Origin of the sequence: Brevibacterium sp. S111 (assembly GCF_004745075.1) — a bacterium.
Taxonomy (GTDB): domain Bacteria; phylum Actinomycetota; class Actinomycetes; order Actinomycetales; family Brevibacteriaceae; genus Brevibacterium.
The window spans coordinates 266,590-283,767 of record NZ_RHFH01000002.1 but is presented as its reverse complement, the minus strand read 5'-3'; the positions used below and the strand labels follow the sequence as shown (position 1 = coordinate 283,767).

Below are 17,178 nucleotides of genomic sequence, written 5' to 3'. Positions count from 1 at the left end.
GAGGTTACTAGTCATTGCGCCCCGGCGACTTCGGCGGCTCAACAGGAAGCTTGCCTGCCGGCCCATCATCTTTATCCTTCGGCGGGTCCTCATCCGAACCGGACTCGTCGCCGTCGCCTCCGTCACCCGAATCCTCGTTGTCCCCGTTGTCGGAGTTCTTGTCGTCCTTGCCGTCGGAATCTTTACCGTCGGCGTCCTTTTCGGAGTCCTTGTTGCCGTCCTTGGAATCCGAGTCCTTATCCTTGCCCTTTTCCTCGTCGTCCTTCGGCGGCTCGATCGGAGCCTTGGTCTCCTTGCTCTTATCGCCGTCGCTGTTGTCCGACGGAGCCTTGGGAGCAGGCTTGGGTTTCGGAGCCGCTGGAGCGTTGGTGTTCTTCGGCTTCGGCTTGTCGGGCAGTTCTCCGCGGGCGGGGAACTGTTCGACCTTCTCACCCTGGAGGGCCTGCTGCATGTAGTCTGTCCACACCTGCACGGGGAATGAGCCACCGGTGACTTCGCCGCGTCCGCCATAGGGTCCGATCGAGATCGACTTGCCGTCGACTTCGCGGTAGAGCACGACCGAGGTTGCGAGGTTCGGGGTGTAGCCGGAGAACCAAGCCGACTTGTTCGACGTGGAAGTACCGGTCTTCCCGGCTACGGGTCGACCGACGTTCTGGGCGTAGCTGCCCGATCCGCCGTTGACGACCTGTTGCAGAGCGTAGGAGGTCTCCGCAGCGACGGCCTTGTCGAAGACGCGCTTTCCCTTGGTCTCGGCCTTGTACACTTCCTTGTCCTCGGCACCCTGGTGGATCGTCTTGATCGAGTGGGTCTCGTGGTGGACACCGTTGGAGGCGAAGGTCGCGTACGCCGAAGCCATATCGATGGGCTTGACACTCGGTGTGCCGAGCACGTTCGACGGGTTCGGGGTCAGCTCGATCGAGCAGCCGCCCGTATTGCCGGCCTTCATCTCCTTCTTCGTGCAGTTCGGGCTCAGTCCCGCACGTTCGGCGACGTCTACGGTTTTGTCCGGCCCGACCTGCACATTCAGAGCGGCATAGGCTGTATTGATCGAGGACTGGGTCGCCTTGAGCAGGCTCACCGGTCCGTAGCTCGTATTCCCGAAGTTCTTCACCGGCCAGGGCGTGCCGTCATTGTTCAACGTTGTCGGGCTGGAACCGGGGTAGGAATCGGTCAGGCGCACACCGTTCTCGAACCCGGCCACAAGGGCGAAGGGCTTGAACGTCGAACCGGCCTGCACATGGCTCTGTGTGGAGGCATTGAATGCCTGGTCGAGATAGTTCTTGCCACCGTAAAAGGCTTCGATTCCACCGTTGTCCGGGTCGATCGAGACGAGTCCGGCCTGCATGCCTTCGGGCTGGTTCGGCGGCAATGACTTAATGGCCTGTTCGGCCGCCTTCATCCGGTCCTTGTCGAAGGTCGTGACGATGTTGTAACCGCCTCGGTCGAGCTGGGCTTCATCGATGTCGAGCTTCCGCAGTGCCTCGCGGCGAACGAAGTCCCACATGTAGCCCTTCTGGCCGGACAGCGAGGACTCCTTGTTCTGCTTCTCCACCTTCGGCAACTTGACCTTCACGGCCTGATCTTCGGTGATGAAGCCTTCGTCGACCATCGACTTGACCACATAGTCGAAGCGGTCCTCGTAAGCCTCGGGATTATCCGAGGGGTCGGCAGCACCGGGACGCTGAATCATCGCGGCCAAGAGAGCGGACTCACTGACGTCGAGGTCCTTCGCCGATTTGTCGAAGTAGTTCTGTGCAGCCACCTCGACGCCGTAGGAGCGCCTGCCCAGATAGATGGTGTTGAGATAGTTCGTGAGGATCTCGTCCTTCGACTGCTGCTGGTCGATCTTGAGCGAGATGAACATCTCCTTGATCTTGCGATCAAAGGAATGCTCGTTCGTGAGGTAGAAGTTCTTCACGTACTGCTGGGTGATCGTCGAACCGCCACCCGCGTACTTGTTCGTCGCCACACCGACCACCGCTCGGGACAGACCCTTGATCGAAATGCCGCGGTTCTCGTAGAACGAGGTGTCCTCAGCGGCGATCGCGGCCTTCTGCATCGGCTCGGAGATCTCGTCGAACTCCACGGACTTGCGGTCTTCGACCTTGTACTGGCCGATGGGGGTCTTGCCATCGCTGTAGTAGATCGTCGAGGTCTGACCGGTTGCCTCGAGGTTCGGCTCCGGGATGTCCGTCGCCGCATATCCGACAGCGAAGAGCACGCACAGCGCGATGACGAGGCTGAGCCCGCCGACGACGAGTACGCGAATGCTCGGCAGGAAACGAGTCCAGCCGCTCACACCCGCTCGCGGGTAGTTGAGCAGATTCTTCGTATTCCTGCCGATGTTCTTGGCTCTGTGTTGTCCCTTAGCCACCCAAGGTCCTCCAGGTCAGTCAGCCTGCCGCGATGCGTGGCGACGAGGTCCGAAAAAGGTCAAAGACGCCCCTCAGTCTGGCACGCCTTCTTTAGTAGAGGGTGAAAAAGTGCTGAGCCTCGTACCCTCCGATCGCGAGAGGTTACCGTACAGTCCACCGAGTAACCCGGCGCAGAGCATCTCACCAGGTATTTTACTTCACGGCATGATTTTCAACCATGACATGTGCGTGTTTGCTCACATTCAACAGGGAGTCAGGTTTTCGATACGAGGAACCATCGAAAACCTGACTCCCTGTTGAACGGCGCGTTTGCACGACCGAGGCGGCCGGGGGGCCAGGGGTGCGACCGACCGGAGTCAGCTCTTGAGGTCGAAGTCCGTATCCGCGTATTCGCTGCCCTCGACGGCGGGTTCGCCGCTGAACGGGTGGAGCTGGTCCTCGCGCGCCCGCAGCTCGACGCGTCGGATCTTGCCGGAGATCGTCTTCGGCAGTTCGGCGAACTCGAGACGGCGGATGCGCTTGTACGGTGCCAGATTCTCACGGCAGTAGGCGAGGATCGACCGTGCGGTCTCGGCGTTGGCCTCGAACTTGTCGGAGACGACGACATAGGCCTTCGGCACGGCCAGGCGCAGCGGGTCCGGCGAGGGCACGACGGCCGCCTCGGCGACGGCTTCGTGTTCGATGAGCACGCTCTCGAGTTCGAACGGAGAGAGTCGATAGTCGCTGGCCTTGAACACGTCATCGGCACGGCCGACGTAGGTGATGAACCCGTTCTCATCGCGTTCGGCCACGTCACCGGTGTGGTAGACACCGCCGGAGAAGGCTTCGGCCGTCTTCTCCTCGTTGCTCCAGTAGCCGCTGGTCAGGCCGATGGGACGCGGGTCGAGACGCAGACAGATCTCGCCCTCGTCTCCCTCTTCGCCGGTGGCCGGGTCGACGAGCACGACGTCGAAGCCGGGCAGGGCCTTGCCCATCGAACCGTACTTGAGCTCCTGATCCGGCGGGTTGCCGATCTGCAGGGTCGATTCGGTCTGGCCGAAGCCGTCGCGGATGAGCACGCCCCAGTCGTTCTTGACGCGGTCGATCACCTCGGGGTTGAGCGGCTCGCCGGCGCCCAGGGCCTTCGTCGGAGGATTCTTCAGATGCTTGAGGTCGGCCTGGATGAGCATCCGCCACACTGTCGGAGGGGCGCAGAAGCTCGTCACACCGACCCGGTCCATGGTCTCCATCAGCGCGTTCGCGTCGAAGCGCGAGTAGTTGTAGAGGAAGACGCAGGCCTCGGCGATCCACGGAGTGAAGATGTTCGACCACGCGTGCTTGGCCCAACCGGGCGAGGCGACGTTGAGGTGGACGTCGCCCGGGGTCAGTCCCATCCAGTACATGGTCGAAAGGTGGCCGACGGGGTAGGAGACGTGCGAGTGAGCGACCATCTTCGCCTTCGATGTCGTGCCCGAGGTGAAGTAGAGCAGCAGCAGGTCATCAGCTCGTGAGCTGCCCTGCGGGTCGAAATCGGTGCTCTCCTCATCGGCGTCGGAGTAGCTGTAGTCCTGCTGGCGGGTGGGCTCACCGCCGACGACGATGCGCACGACTTCGGATTCGACATCATCGAACTTCGCGGCATCCTCGGTGCCGGCGACGACGAACTCGGCCTTGCCGCGTTCGACGCGATCGGTCAGATCGATGGGCCCCAGCTGCGTCGTCGCGGGCAGCAGCACGGCGCCGAGCTTGATGCCGGCGAGCATCGTCTCCCACAGTTCGACCTGGTTGTTGAGCATGACCATGACATGGTCACCACGCTTGATGCCGGCGCGGCGGAAGTGGTTGGCCACCTGGTTCGACCGGGCCGAGAGCTCCGCGAAGCTCCACTTGCCCTCGGTTCCGTCCTGTTCGACGATCCACAGGGCCGGGTTGTCATTGTTCTCCGCGATCTTGTCGAACCAGTCGAGGGCGAAGTTGAAGTGTGTGAAACGCGGCCATTCGAACTTCTCGCGGGCAGCGTCGTAGTCGCTGCGGAGCTCGATCAGCTGATCTCGGGCTGCTCTGAACTCGTCGGTCACCGTCATTGCTCTCTCCTCACACTATCGCCCACGCCACAGTCTGTGACGCCAAGCACAAATCTAGACGATTCCGAAACTATCAGCACAGATCAGTCCGCAGATCAGCGGGGTCGGTCGAGAACTCGGCGCAGGCGGATCAGCAGCAGTCGGTCACTGACCGTGGTCTTCCCACCATGTGCGCAGCTCCGCCTCGGCGCGCTCGGGCCCGAGTGGTCCGTGCTCCATCCGCAGCTCGAGCAGATGCTTGTACGCGCGGCCCACCAGCGGCGATGGTTCGATGTCGAGGATCTCCATGATCTGCCGGCCGTCGAGGTCGGGACGGATCGACGCGAGTTCCTCCTGCTTGGCGAGGACGTCGATGCGCTTCTCGAGATCGTCATAGGCGAAAGCCAACCGGTCGGCTTTGCGCTTGTTGCGGGTGGTGACGTCGGCACGGGTGAGGATGTGCAGACGGGAGAGCATGGGACCGGCGTCGGTGACGTAGCGGCGCACCGCCGAATCCGTCCAGCCGGCATCCCCGTAGCCGTAGAACCGCAGATGCAGTTCGACGAGGCGGCCGACCGCCTTCGTCGTGTCCTTGTCGAAGCGCAGCGCCTTCATCCGCTTGGCCGTGAGCTTCGCTCCCACCGCATCATGGTGGTAGAAGGTCACAGCGCCTCCGGGCTGGAAGCGGCGCGTGGCCGGTTTGCCGACATCGTGCATGAGCGCGGCGAAGCGGACGACGAAGTCCGGGACTCTGAGACGCTGCGGATCATCATCGGCCATGCCGGCTTCCGCCTGGGCCGCGGCATAGCGTTCTTCGAGTTCGATGGCCTGACGCAGCACGGTCAGCGAATGCTGGTAGACGTCCTTGTGCCGGTGGTGCTCGTCGGTCTCGAGCTGCAGTCCCGCCACCTCGGGCAGGACGTGGTCGGCGAGGCCGGTGCGCACAAGCAGGTCGATGCCGGCGGCCGGATCGATGCCGGTCATGAGTTTGACGAGTTCGACCTGGATGCGTTCGGCGGAGATGATGTCGATGCGTTCGGCCATCTCGGTCATCGCCAGCTCCACCTCGGAAACAGGGTCGAGCCCGAGTTGAGAGGTGAATCGCGCCGCGCGCATCATCCGCAGCGGATCATCGGAGAAGGAGTCCGCGGGCGCGCCGGGAGTGCGGATGCGCCCAGCGATGAGATCGTCGAAGCCCTGGTGCGGATCGACGAAGGTCTTCGACGGCAGGCGGATCGCCATCGCCCCGATGGTGAAGTCGCGGCGGACGAGGTCGGCGTCGAGGTCCGTGCCGAAGCGCACGGTCGGTTTGCGCGAATCGGACTCATAGGCTTCGGCGCGGTAGGTCGTGATCTCGATCTGCACACCGGACTTCACGGCTCCGATGGTGCCGAATTCCCGACCGATGTCCCAGTGCGTGTCGACCCAGTCGGCGATGAGCCCGAGGATGTCATCGGGATGCGCATCGGTCGTGAAGTCGAGGTCGGGCATCGGACGGCCGAGCAGCGCGTCACGGACGGACCCGCCGACGAGGGCGAGTTCGAAACCGGCCGCGGAGAACCTCTGACCCAGCGGGCCGAGGATGTGTTCGAGCTCATCGAGCTTGTCGTGCAGTCGGGCGTGCGCGGTCTGCGGGTCCACCGAGCTCCTTCTCTTCCAGATTTCTGCTCTTGCCGGCTCAGACATGCCGCCCGGCCACAGGCGGAAGTTCCGATCCCCATAAGCCTACCGGGAGCCGGTGACACGGAACTTCCAAGATTCGCCTACTAAGGTAGGAGAATGACCACACCGATGCCCAAGCCGGGACCCCGGGCGTCCCGCCGCACCACGGTGGAGGAGATCTCCGCCGGTGGCATCGTCGTCGACTTCTCTCATCCGAAGCTGACCGTGGCCGTCATCGCGCGCATCAACCGGGCCGGCCGGATCGAATGGTGCCTGCCCAAGGGCCATCTCGAAGGCACGGAGACTCCCGCCGAGGCAGCCCGCCGTGAGGTGGAGGAGGAGACCGGGATCGCGGGACAGATCATCTGCCCGCTGGGCACCGTCGACTACTGGTTCACCGTGACCGGGATCCGGATCCACAAACTCGTCCACCATTTCCTCCTCCGCGCACGATCGGGGACCCTGACAGTGGATAATGATCCTGACCAAGAAGCGATCGATGCCGCGTGGGTGCCCTTCAACGACCTGCGTTCGCGACTCTCCTTCGCCAATGAGCGCCGCATCGTCGCCGCCGCCCGACCGATGGTGTCCCGACTGGAGCAGTGAAACCCATTCCCATCCGCCGCCTGCGATTCGTCACCGCCCTGCTGAGCACGCTCATGCTGCTCGCAGGGCCGGTTTTCGCGCTTCCGCTTCTGTCCGCATCCCCGGCAGCAGCCGATACTCAGGGCACCACGGAGGCGCAGACGACCGATACACAGGCGGACAAGCCCACGATCACCCTCGACGAGGTCACACCCTGGGTCGATGAGAAGGGTACGCTCACGGTCCGCGGAATCGTCGCGAATCCCACCGACAAGGCGATCGAGAAGCCGACCCTGAGTCTGCAGATGTCGACCCGCAAGCTCGATTCGGAGTCCCGGCTCAGCGCCTGGAAGCGGGGAGGGTCTGAGCACCGCACCGTCGCCGACCTCGAACACGATGGACCGAAGGCCCGGAAGAAGGCAGAGAAGGACAAGAGCTCCGAGGCGGACAGCGACTCGGGGATCACCCTCGACACGCCGATCGAGGACACCGTCGATCCCGGCACCTCCGCCGAGTTCACCTTCACCGTCGAGGCCGACGACCTGGGCCTGAGCAAGTCCTCGCCCGTGAGTTCCTGGGGTCCGCGCGGTCTCGCCGTTCAGCTCGGCGACGGCACCGGACTGCGCGCCTCCGCGCTCGGCTTCACGACGTGGTATCCGACGCCGAAGTTCGACCAGACGAAGCTCAGCCTGCTCGCCCCGGTCACTCTGCCCGGACATTCCGAGGGCGGACTCATCCCCGCCGAGCAGCTCGACAAGGCCATCGCAGACGGCGGTTCGCTGTCGACGATCATGAAGCTGCTCGACCACAAGGAACTCGCACTCGCCGTCGACCCGAGAGTCATCAGCTCCTTCGAAGCCGCGATCGCCGAACCTCCTCCCGCCGACGGCGAGGGCTCGGAGCAGACCGAGGAGCCCGGCGACGAGGACGGTGAGCAGACCCAGACCCCACCGGTCGGAGTCGCTGAGAACGAGGACACCGGAGCCAGCGACGCCGAACTCAAAGCCGAAGAGGAGCGCCGCAAACGCCTCGACGCCTGGTACGAGGACTTCGTCTCCAAAGCAGAGAAGCACACGGTCGTCGCCCTGCCCTTCGGCGATCCCGATCTCCACTCACTCCACGGCAGCAAGATCGACCGGCTCGGCTCCTTCGCACAAAAGCAGCGCGCGATCGTCAAGGACGTCTTCCCCGAAGCACGCACGGACATCGCCTGGCCCGTGGCCGGCAGCGCGACGAAGAGCGGACTGCGGGCGCTGAAGAAGTCGGGCAACTCCACGGCGATCCTCAGTGATGAGCAGCAGCCGTCGATCACCGGCATCCACGACGATGCGCATTCGCAGACGACGATCACCGACGATGGGGAATCGACGATCGATACGCTGATCACCGATTCGAAGCTCACGGACATGGGCACCGCCGCGATCACTTCCGAACATCCCGCCTCGGCGCTGTCCGAGCTCGTCGCCGAATCGGCCGCGATCCAATCCGAGGCCCCCTATCGCGCGCGCAACCTCCTGGTGCCCCTGCCGCGCACGGCCGCCTCGGCGGGGTGGGAGAAGACGGTCGAGGCACTCACCTCCGCGCCGTGGATCGCCCCGACCGGGGCCGACGAACTCCTCGACTCGCCGTCGGAGGCCCGCGGGCTGCTCCGCACCGATTCCGACGCTGCGCACATCCGCAAATCCACGGTGACGTCCCTGGCCCAGACCCGATCGAACCAGACGGGTTTCAACAGCGTCTTCAGCGACCGGAAGAGCGCGGACATCCGCTTGGATCGGGAACTGCTCAGCTGCACCTCGGCGGCGTGGACCCTGGATCCGAAGGCGAACGACTGCGCGGATAAGGCCCGGGACCAGAGCCGGAAGCTCATGGACAGCCTGCACCTGCGCAAGGGATCGTCCGTCCTCCTCGTCACCGGCGTGAAGACGACGATTCCCGTCACGATCGTCAATGATTCCCCCGCCGAGGCGACTCTGCGGATCCGAATGAAATCCTCCACCCCGCAGCTGCGGACCCAGGAGACGGAGACCGTGCAGGTTCCGGCTGCGGAGACGATGCGTGTCGACGTCCCCGTCGAAGGCCTGGCCAATGCCGATGTGCCGACCACAATCGAGATGGTCACCGACGATGGGGCCGTCCTGCCCAGGGATGAGTCGCTGCTTGTGCGGGTCCGCGCCGATTGGGAGAACATCGGCACGGCCGTGGCCGGATTGGCCCTGGCCGCGGTGTTCGTGATCGGCTTAATCAAGACGATCTCGCGCGGGCGTCCGAAGATCCCCGAGCAGCAGCTGGCCGACGCGATGGCCCGCGCCCAGACCGACGACCCCGAAAAGAGGTAGCGCTTGTCCAGCTTCTCATCCCTGGCCCGGTCCTCGGCAATCATGACCGCAGGCACCCTGACTTCGCGGGTGCTCGGCTTCGCCAAGGCCTCGATGCTGGCCACCGCGATCGGTGTGACCTTCGTCCAGGCCGACGCCTTCGACGTCGCGAACAAGGTGCCCAACACCCTGTACATGCTGCTGGCCGGCGGTGTGGTCAATGCCGTGCTCGTCCCGCAGATCGTGCGTGCCTCGAAACAGAAGGACGGCGGCGAGGACTTCACGAACCGGCTGCTGACACTGTCCTTCCTCATCCTCGGCGCGGTGACCATCATCGCGACCGTCGCCGCCCCGCTGCTCGTCTGGCTCTATTCCTCGGGGTGGAGTCACGAACAGCTGGCGCTGGCCACGGCCTTCGCGTACTGGTGCCTGCCGCAGCTGTTCTTCTACGGCCTCTATACGCTGCTGGGCCAAGTCCTCAATGCGAAGTCCTCGTTCGGCCCGTATATGTGGGCGCCCGCGCTCAACAACATCGTGGCGATCGCCGGCCTCGCGGTCTTCATCATCGTCTTCGGAACGAACAACGCCTCCCCGCACGGGCTGGATACCTGGACTCCGGACAAGATCGCCCTCATCGCCGGCACCGCCACCCTCGGCGTGGCAGCTCAAGCGCTCATCCTCATCTGGCCACTCAAACGCATCGGCTTCAAGTACAAACCGACCTTCGGCTTCCGCGGGGTCGGACTCGGAGCGGCCGGCAAGGTCGCCTTCTGGACGTTCGCGGCGATGCTCGTCGGTCAGATCGGGTTCCTCATCATCTCCCGAGTCGCCGCCGGATCCTCGGTGCCGGGAGACGGAAACGCTTCGAACACGGCCTATACGAACGCGTACCTCGTGTTCATGCTCCCGCACTCGCTCATCGCAGTATCCCTGGCCACGGCCCTGTTCACCTCTTTGGCCAAGGACGCCGCCGAAAACGACACCGAGGCGGTCGTCGGCGACTTCTCGATGGGTGTGCGGATGGTCGGGATGGTCAATACCTTCGCTCTCGCCGCCCTCGTCGTCCTCGCCTCGCCGGTGGCGATGATCATCGCCGGTCCTGGTCGCGAGCAGGCCATGGCCATCGGGTTGGTCATCATCACGATGGTCTTCGGGCTTGTTCCCTTCAGCGCGAACTATCTGGCACAGCGCGTGTTCTACGCCTACGGGGATGCGAAGACCCCGTTCCTCATCCAGCTGCCGCAGATCGTCTTCCAGTCCCTGGCGGTGCTCTCGGCTTCGATCTTCCCGAAGTCGGTGACGGTGGCGATCATCGGTCTCATCATGAGTCTGGGCTACCTGTTCGCGATGATCATCTCGTTTGCAGTCCTGAAGAAGCGCCTCGGTGCGATCGATCTGCGCGAGATCCTCACCTCGCACGTGAAGTTCCTGCTCGCTGCGATCGTCGCCGGAGGTGCCGGTTTCGGACTGCTGTACTTCTTCCCGGACTTCGCGCTGGCCGGTCGCCTGCCGGCGATCGCCACGACCGCCCTCGTCGGCACCGTCATGCTCCTTTTCTTCATCGGAGCTTGTTATTTGCTCAGAGTCAGAGAGTTGCATTCGATTATTGACGTGGTAGCTGGAAAACTAAGAAGAGCAGCCTGAGCCCTTGAATCCCCACCGGAGGTGGTCGTCCTGATCGATATCGAACCCGGCATGGTGGTGGCCGGTCGTTATGTCGTATCGACTGTGGACCGACGTTGGCTTCCCGATAAGCCCGAGGTCGGTGCCGTGTGCACGGGCCTCGACGCGATCCTCGATGAGCCCGTGCTCATCCTCGTCGCCGATGCCGACGGGTCCAACGATGTCCTCGAGGCGGCTCGGCGCGTGTCGATCCTCGGTGACCCGCGCATCGCACCGACGCTCGATGTCGGGCATTCGAACGGCCTGGACTACATCGTCATCAAACGCATCGCGGTGACGCCGTTCAATCAGATCCTCCCGCGGTCGCCGCTGCCCGTCGACGCCGCCTGCGCACTGATCGGCGAGATCGGCACCGCACTCGTGACGGCGGCCAGGCGGGGACTGTTCCACATGTTCCTGCGCCCGAGCGTCGTGGGATTGACCTCGAAGGGTGCGGTGATCATCGCCGGCATCGGCATCGATGCGGCATTGGCGCTGGACACCGGGCTCGTCGAGCAGACGGACTACACGCCGACGAAGGCCTCGCGTCGGGACGCGCTGGCCCTCGTCCAGCTCTTCTACGCGGCTCTGACCGGTTACTGGCCCGGGGAAGAAGCCTTCGACGGCCTGCCTGCTGCGGAGAAGGAGAATGCGCGCATCGCGCGGGTCAAGGCACTCAACCCCGATGTCTCCGATGAGCTCGACGACTTCGTCAGTGGAATCATCACCGGTTCGGATCCCGGACCCGGTTCGGTCGCCGAGATCCTCGGCTACATCGACTCCTGGGATCCGGAGCTGCTGCGCTACGTCAACCGCGCGCCCGTGGCTGAGAACGAGACGCTGTTCGAGACCTCGCCGCGCAGCTTCGATGAGGCGACCAGCCTGCCTACGCCCCGGTCGAAGACCATCGGCCCCGGCCCCGAAGGTGCGGCCAGCGCCAGCGAGGATCAGGTGCAGGCCGCTCTTGTGCGCGTGGGCATCACTCGTCCCGGCACTCGTGGTCTGGCCGCGGGCGTCGTCGGACGCACTACGGGACGCTACGCGGATCGGATGCAGATGAGGGAGGCCTCGAGTTTCCCCATCGCCAAGGAGCAGCTCGACAGCGCTGCCCAGGACTGGGAGGAGTGGGAGCCGGAGCAGACCTATTCCGAATACTCCGAATACGCCGCTCACGAATACGATGAGAACCTCACAACCCCGATCATGAGCCGGGAGGACGATCCCGACCCAGACACTCAGGCTCTCGAGATCGTCCCCGAGGACGAGGGCGATGAGAACGACACGCGCGTGATCATGGACAACGACGAAGAAGAGGACGACGGGTCCTGGTTCCTCGGCGGCATATTCGAAACCGATGAGCAGCAGCGCGAACATCAGCGCCGCGAATACGAGCGGGAACGTCGCATCGCGAAGGCGAAGGAAGAGGAGGCGCGCCGCCGTCTTGCCGCTTTCGAAGCGAGCTCGGCCGCGCGGCAGCAGGAAGCCAATGCCGCGGCACCGCCGAAGGAGATACGTCGGCTGTCCCCGGACACCGATGACGATCACAGCACCGAGGCGGCCCCGCCGACCGAGAACTCTCCGACCGCGGATTCGGCGTCCGTTCGCCCGGCCGAACGCAAGGCGGCAGGACGGCCGCGTCAGCAGCACAGCGATTCCACCGCTGCGGCCGCCGCACCGAAGCCGACATCGTCGAAGACGCCTTCGACCAAGTCGGCCGCGACCGGAGCTGCAGTCGCAGGTGGAGCTGCAGTCGCAGGAGGGGCCGCAGTCGCGGGAACGACCGGGGCTGGAGGGGCCGGGGCAGGGTCCGCCGGTGCAGCGGCCGGTGGCAGCGGCGGCGGTTCTGCTTCGGAGGATCGCGATCTCGCAGCCACCCGGAAGCCGTTCCTGTGGTTGGTGCTCGGTCTCGCCGTCGTCGCGGCGATCATCATCGGCATCGTCGTCATCAACTTCAATTCCGGTGATGACGAATCTGCTCCGGTGGCTGAGTCGTCCGCTCCGAGCGAGGAACCGACGAAGAAGGCCAAGAAGGAGACTCCGAAGGCTGATCCGCCGAAGATCGAGTCGGTCGAATCACTCGATCCCGAGGGTGACGGTTCGGAACATGACAGTGAGACCGAGAACGTCATTCCGAACACCGAGGGTTCGTGGAACACGGACCGCTACAACTCGGCGAGCTTCGGCAACCTCAAATCGGGAGTCGGTCTGCTCTTCGAGTTCGAAGACGAGTCGACCGTCAGCAAGGTCAAGGTCAAGTCGGGCAGCTCCGGCGGTAAGTTCGAGATCCGCGACGGAGACGATCCGGCGGACGCGAAGGTCATCGGCGAAGGTGTCTTCGACGCCGATGGCGGAGTCACCGTCAAGTTCGATGAGAAGGTCACCACCGACAAGCTGATTCTGTGGGTGACCGATCTGCCGCAGACAGACGGCGGTTTCAAGGCCACGATCAGCTCCGTGCAGTTCTCCTGACAGACATGGTCTCTCCGCAGCAGGTGCCGCGGGCGGCGAGGCAGCTGCGGCAGCAGGTGCGGAATAGTCCACGGCACCGTACGGTTATAGAAACGATAGTCACTCCGCACGACACGCCATAACGGGTCGGGCACAGCAAACAGAAGCAGGGATCTTTTCACATGACTGATACTCAACTGGTGATCATCGGGTCGGGTCCGGCCGGCTACACCGCCGCCGTCTATGCGGCTCGCGCCAACCTCTCGCCGGTCGTCATCGCAGGTTCGGTGACAGCGGGCGGCGAGCTCATGAACACCACCGATGTGGAGAACTTCCCCGGTTTCCCCGCCGGTGTGCAGGGGCCCGAGCTCATGGAGAGCATGCGCGAGCAGGCTGAGAAATTCGGTGCCGAGGTCATCTACGACGATGTCGAGACCCTCAAGCTCAACCCCGGAGCTCATGAGATCGAGACCGCCCTTGGTGCTCGCTACACGGCCAAAGCCGTGATCCTCTCGACCGGCTCGGCCTACCGTGAACTCGGACTGCCCAATGAGAAGCAGCTGTCGGGACACGGCGTCAGCTGGTGTGCCACCTGCGACGGCTTCTTCTTCCGCGATCAGCATATCGCCGTCATCGGTGGAGGGGACTCCGCCCTGGAGGAGGCCACGTTCCTCACTCGCTTCGCTTCGAAGGTCACGCTGGTCCACCGTCGCCAGGAACTGCGTGCTTCGCAGGCGATGCAGGATCGCGCACAGGCAGATGAGAAGCTCGAGTTCCTTCTCGACAGCGAAGTCGCCGAGGTCCACGGCGAGGATTCCCTCACGGGTCTGACGATTCGCAATACTGTCACCGGTGAGACTTCCGAGCTTCCGGTGACCGGCATGTTCGTGGCCATCGGCTCCGACCCGCGCACCAGCCTCTTCGCCGACCAGCTCGACATGCGCCCCGATGGCTATCTCAGTGTCGAAGGCCGCACGTCCAAGACATCGGTCGAAGGCGTCTTCGCCGCCGGCGACGTCATCGACTCCGTCTACCGTCAGGCCATCACTGCAGCCGGCTCAGGCTGCTCAGCGGCACTCGACGCAGAGCACTACCTCGCTGATCTTGACGCCGCTGCGGTGCCAGTTTCGGCTGAGGCCGCCGTCGCTTCCTGATCAAGCTGCATCCCGCTCAGGAGCGGCACCGCGCCCAAGGCGGGAATGAATCCGCCAGCACCACTGTTCTCGATAGTGAAACTCGTTGTGAAGGAAGGTCAACCATGTCGACAGAAGTCACTGATGCAACATTCGAAGAGACCGTACTGAAATCCGACAAGCCTGTGCTCGTCGATTTCTGGGCACCTTGGTGCGGTCCGTGCCGCATGGTCAGCCCCATCGTCGACCAGATCGCAGAAGAGCACGGAGAGAAGCTCAACGTGGTCAAGGTCAACACCGATGAGAATCTCGAGACGGCGAGCACCTACGGAATCACTTCGATCCCCGCTCTGTACGTCTTCAAGGACGGTGAAGTCGCCAAGACCATCATCGGTGCCCGTCCGAAGCCTGCTCTCGAGGATGAGCTCTCCGAATTCATCTGATCGAGTTCTAAGGCGCCTGTTGTACTATCAACAGGCGCCTTAGGCGTATCTGCACCATTGAACCCGCCCCCGCAACCGCTCCACAGAAGATTGGCAACGCATTGACGAACACGAACCAACCGCGCTATACGCGCGGTGACATTTCTGAGATGCTGCCGAATATCAAAAGCCAGATGGCGCGCCTGGGACTCAACATCGGTGATACCGAATCGGCCGATTTCGACCGCCCCTTCGAACTGGCAGTGCGACAATTCCAGCAGGACCGCGGAATCCTGTGCGACGGTGTGTTGGGCCCTGAGACGTTTTCGGAGCTCGAACAGGCCAGATATCAGCTGGGCGACCGAGTGCTTCGCTTTGACCCCGTCAGAGTGCTCACAGGCGATGATGTCGTCGTCCTGCAGACAAGACTCGCCGGTTTGGGCTTCTACCCTGGCAGAATCGATGCCGAGTACGCTGCCCGAACCGAGACGGCCGTCAAGGAACTGCAGATGAGTCTCGGAACCAAGGTCGATGGCGTGACCGGGCCACAGACGCTGCGCGGGCTCAATGCCATCAACCGAAACCAGGACACGGGAAATCTCTTCGCTCTCCAGGAGCGTGCGCGAGTGGCGGCATCCGGCACCTCACTGGTCGGACGGACGTTTGTCGTCGAGGCTGCAACTACAGTTGTAGATTTCGAGAGTCTGCCGATGTCGGAAGAGCAGTCCGCGCTCGAGCGTCAGATCACTCTCGATATTGCATCTCGCCTTGTCGGACGGCTTGAGGCCATCGGCGCGGGGGCACTTCTTCTCGAAGGCGATACCGTCGAGGTCAATCGGGCTGATGCACTAGGCGCATCCGCAGTCATCACTGTCACCGCAGATGTCAGCAAGTCAAAAGATGCGAATGGAATCGCCACCTTCTACTTCGGACATGAACGACAGAGCGATCTGAACTCACCCACTGGGCAGAAACTTGCGGAGCTCATCCAGGGGGAGGTCGTCGCGCGCACCGGAATGCTCGACTGCCGAACTCATGCGCGAACTTGGTATTCACTCAAGCGACTCAAGACTCCGAAGGTCCATGTCGTCACCGGGTACCTCACCAACGCTGACGATCTCGAAAGCCTCCAAGATCCATATGTTCGCGATTCGATCGCGGATGGTATCGCAGCCGGGTTGCAGCGCCTCTATATAAGAGAAGACAACGATCCTCAGACTGGCGCCCTCAGCCTCGAAGCGATCAAAGCACTCAGCTGACCTCAATGCTCAACTGCAGGTAGTGACCGCCCGCAGTTAGCCACGACCGGCCGCTCCGCGTTTCACATGAAACATCGCTCTGCAGCCGGTCCCGGCTCACACAATTCTTCAAATTCTCGGGGGCCCGGAGAGAGGGCACAGCGGCAATCAATCCAACGCCGTTTCTTTCGCCCGCGCTGTTTCACGTGAAACACAACAACGCACTAATCGTTAAATAGGACCACGCAAAGCTCGAGAACGGGCTTCGGCAGTTACCCCAAGATGAACACTACTTAAGGTCCGGCCCGCAACGGATGGAGCAGGCGAGTTCAGTAGTCGGGATACACAATCGTCTCTACCATCAGTTTGGCCGGATCCAATAACGGCGGGCGGCGCATGTGATGCATCAAGGACGCATCTGGCAAGTGTCGGTCTTGTCAAAGACCTCCTTGGGCCCCCTCAGTCATGCCATGTCGCAGTCACGGCCCTCCTCGGAACCGCAGCTACACCCACCAATATGGGCGGTATTGGCGATATTTGGAACTATCGATGATTCAGCAGTATTTGTTCCGATGGATGGAAAAGGTTGAGCAAGAGCGGAGGCGCCGTGACAAGACACCGATGTACTATCCCCGGTGCTACAAGGGACAACACGCACCTCTTCTTTGGAGCTATTCGCTCGACGAATGATCGAACTAGCCGTTCCACATGAAACACCTGATGCGGCCCAGCGGGATGAAGGCGGCTCAGCGAGTGGACCGTCGCCCGAAAGTCAACTATGAACCCACTATGGTGTCGTAACGCCGATCCTCGGTTCGCTTCTTCCAATAGAACGAAATCACTTATGCGACCCCGGAACTTCACGAGATGAACCAGCGGCCTGAACACACCGGTAGATTCAATGCACGCCATCATCAACCGGGGCCACGGTGAAGTTGCATTCCTCCCGACTTCAGTCATCAATTTGTCGGAAGCACAACACGACAACCATATATAGAGGGGACTGTGGTCCAGGCACGCCTGCCCGCCGAATCAGGCCAAGGCCGGCAATTCACAATAGCTCGGGCGTATCACCTTGTTTCACGTGAAACACTTACGACCACAGCAGGGGCAAAAGAGCTCGTCATCCACACGCATGCCGATGCGCCACGATAGTTCCGTAGAGTTGGGCAAATCCGTGAAGCCCCGCGTTGGCCGATCACACATCCAGCCCGCCCTGCCACCAGCGCCACCTTCTGGCAATGAACTCAATGGGTACCCTATCTGACACAAGCAACTTCCTACACGCAGCCA

The 17,178-nt window shown here is 62.8% G+C and carries 10 protein-coding genes; 7 read left to right on the top strand and 3 right to left on the bottom strand.

The genetic code is table 11. The features are described from left to right. Positions 1-7: 7 nt before the first annotated feature. From EB836_RS03600 to EB836_RS03590, 3 genes are all read right to left on the bottom strand, one after another. Positions 8-2,374 carry a transglycosylase domain-containing protein gene (locus EB836_RS03600; RefSeq protein ID WP_240689573.1) on the bottom strand — a complete coding sequence of 789 codons (2,367 nt, stop codon included), beginning with the start codon at positions 2,372-2,374 and terminating at the stop codon, positions 8-10. A gap of 357 nt (positions 2,375-2,731) precedes the next feature. Next, entirely contained in the window at positions 2,732-4,438 is a 1,707-nt protein-coding gene (locus tag EB836_RS03595; protein ID WP_135537716.1) for an AMP-binding protein, read from the bottom strand. Between the two features lie 144 nt (positions 4,439-4,582). After that, on the bottom strand, positions 4,583-6,058 hold the full coding sequence (locus EB836_RS03590) for a CCA tRNA nucleotidyltransferase (RefSeq protein WP_240689572.1): 1,476 nt from the start codon (positions 6,056-6,058) through the stop codon (positions 4,583-4,585). A 138-nt stretch (positions 6,059-6,196) separates the two neighbouring features. Between EB836_RS03590 and EB836_RS03585 the strand changes: the two genes are divergently transcribed. The 7 genes from EB836_RS03585 to EB836_RS03555 all read left to right on the top strand — a co-directional run bounded on the left by EB836_RS03585 (position 6,197) and on the right by EB836_RS03555 (position 15,906). Continuing rightward, positions 6,197-6,685 carry an NUDIX hydrolase gene (locus tag EB836_RS03585; RefSeq protein WP_135537714.1) on the top strand — a complete coding sequence of 163 codons (489 nt, stop codon included), beginning with the start codon at positions 6,197-6,199 and terminating at the stop codon, positions 6,683-6,685. Then, positions 6,682-9,003, top strand: coding sequence for a DUF6049 family protein (locus EB836_RS03580; RefSeq protein WP_240689571.1), 2,322 nt, complete (start codon positions 6,682-6,684; stop codon positions 9,001-9,003). The genes EB836_RS03585 and EB836_RS03580 overlap by 4 nt, the downstream gene beginning before the upstream one ends. Positions 9,004-9,006: 3 nt before the next feature. Then, positions 9,007-10,626, top strand: a complete 1,620-nt coding sequence (murJ, locus tag EB836_RS03575; protein ID WP_135537713.1) for a murein biosynthesis integral membrane protein MurJ — start codon at positions 9,007-9,009, stop codon at positions 10,624-10,626. 21 nt (positions 10,627-10,647) lie between these two features. Continuing rightward, complete coding sequence (locus EB836_RS03570) at positions 10,648-13,113, top strand: virulence factor MviN (protein ID WP_135537712.1); 2,466 nt, start codon at positions 10,648-10,650, stop codon at positions 13,111-13,113. 161 nt (positions 13,114-13,274) lie between these two features. Next, entirely contained in the window at positions 13,275-14,246 is a 972-nt protein-coding gene (trxB, locus tag EB836_RS03565; protein ID WP_135537711.1) for a thioredoxin-disulfide reductase, read from the top strand. A gap of 104 nt (positions 14,247-14,350) precedes the next feature. Further along, entirely contained in the window at positions 14,351-14,668 is a 318-nt protein-coding gene (gene trxA, locus EB836_RS03560; RefSeq protein ID WP_135537710.1) for a thioredoxin, read from the top strand. 101 nt (positions 14,669-14,769) lie between these two features. Further along, positions 14,770-15,906, top strand: coding sequence for a peptidoglycan-binding protein (locus tag EB836_RS03555; RefSeq protein WP_240689570.1), 1,137 nt, complete (start codon positions 14,770-14,772; stop codon positions 15,904-15,906). Positions 15,907-17,178 lie beyond the last annotated feature (1,272 nt).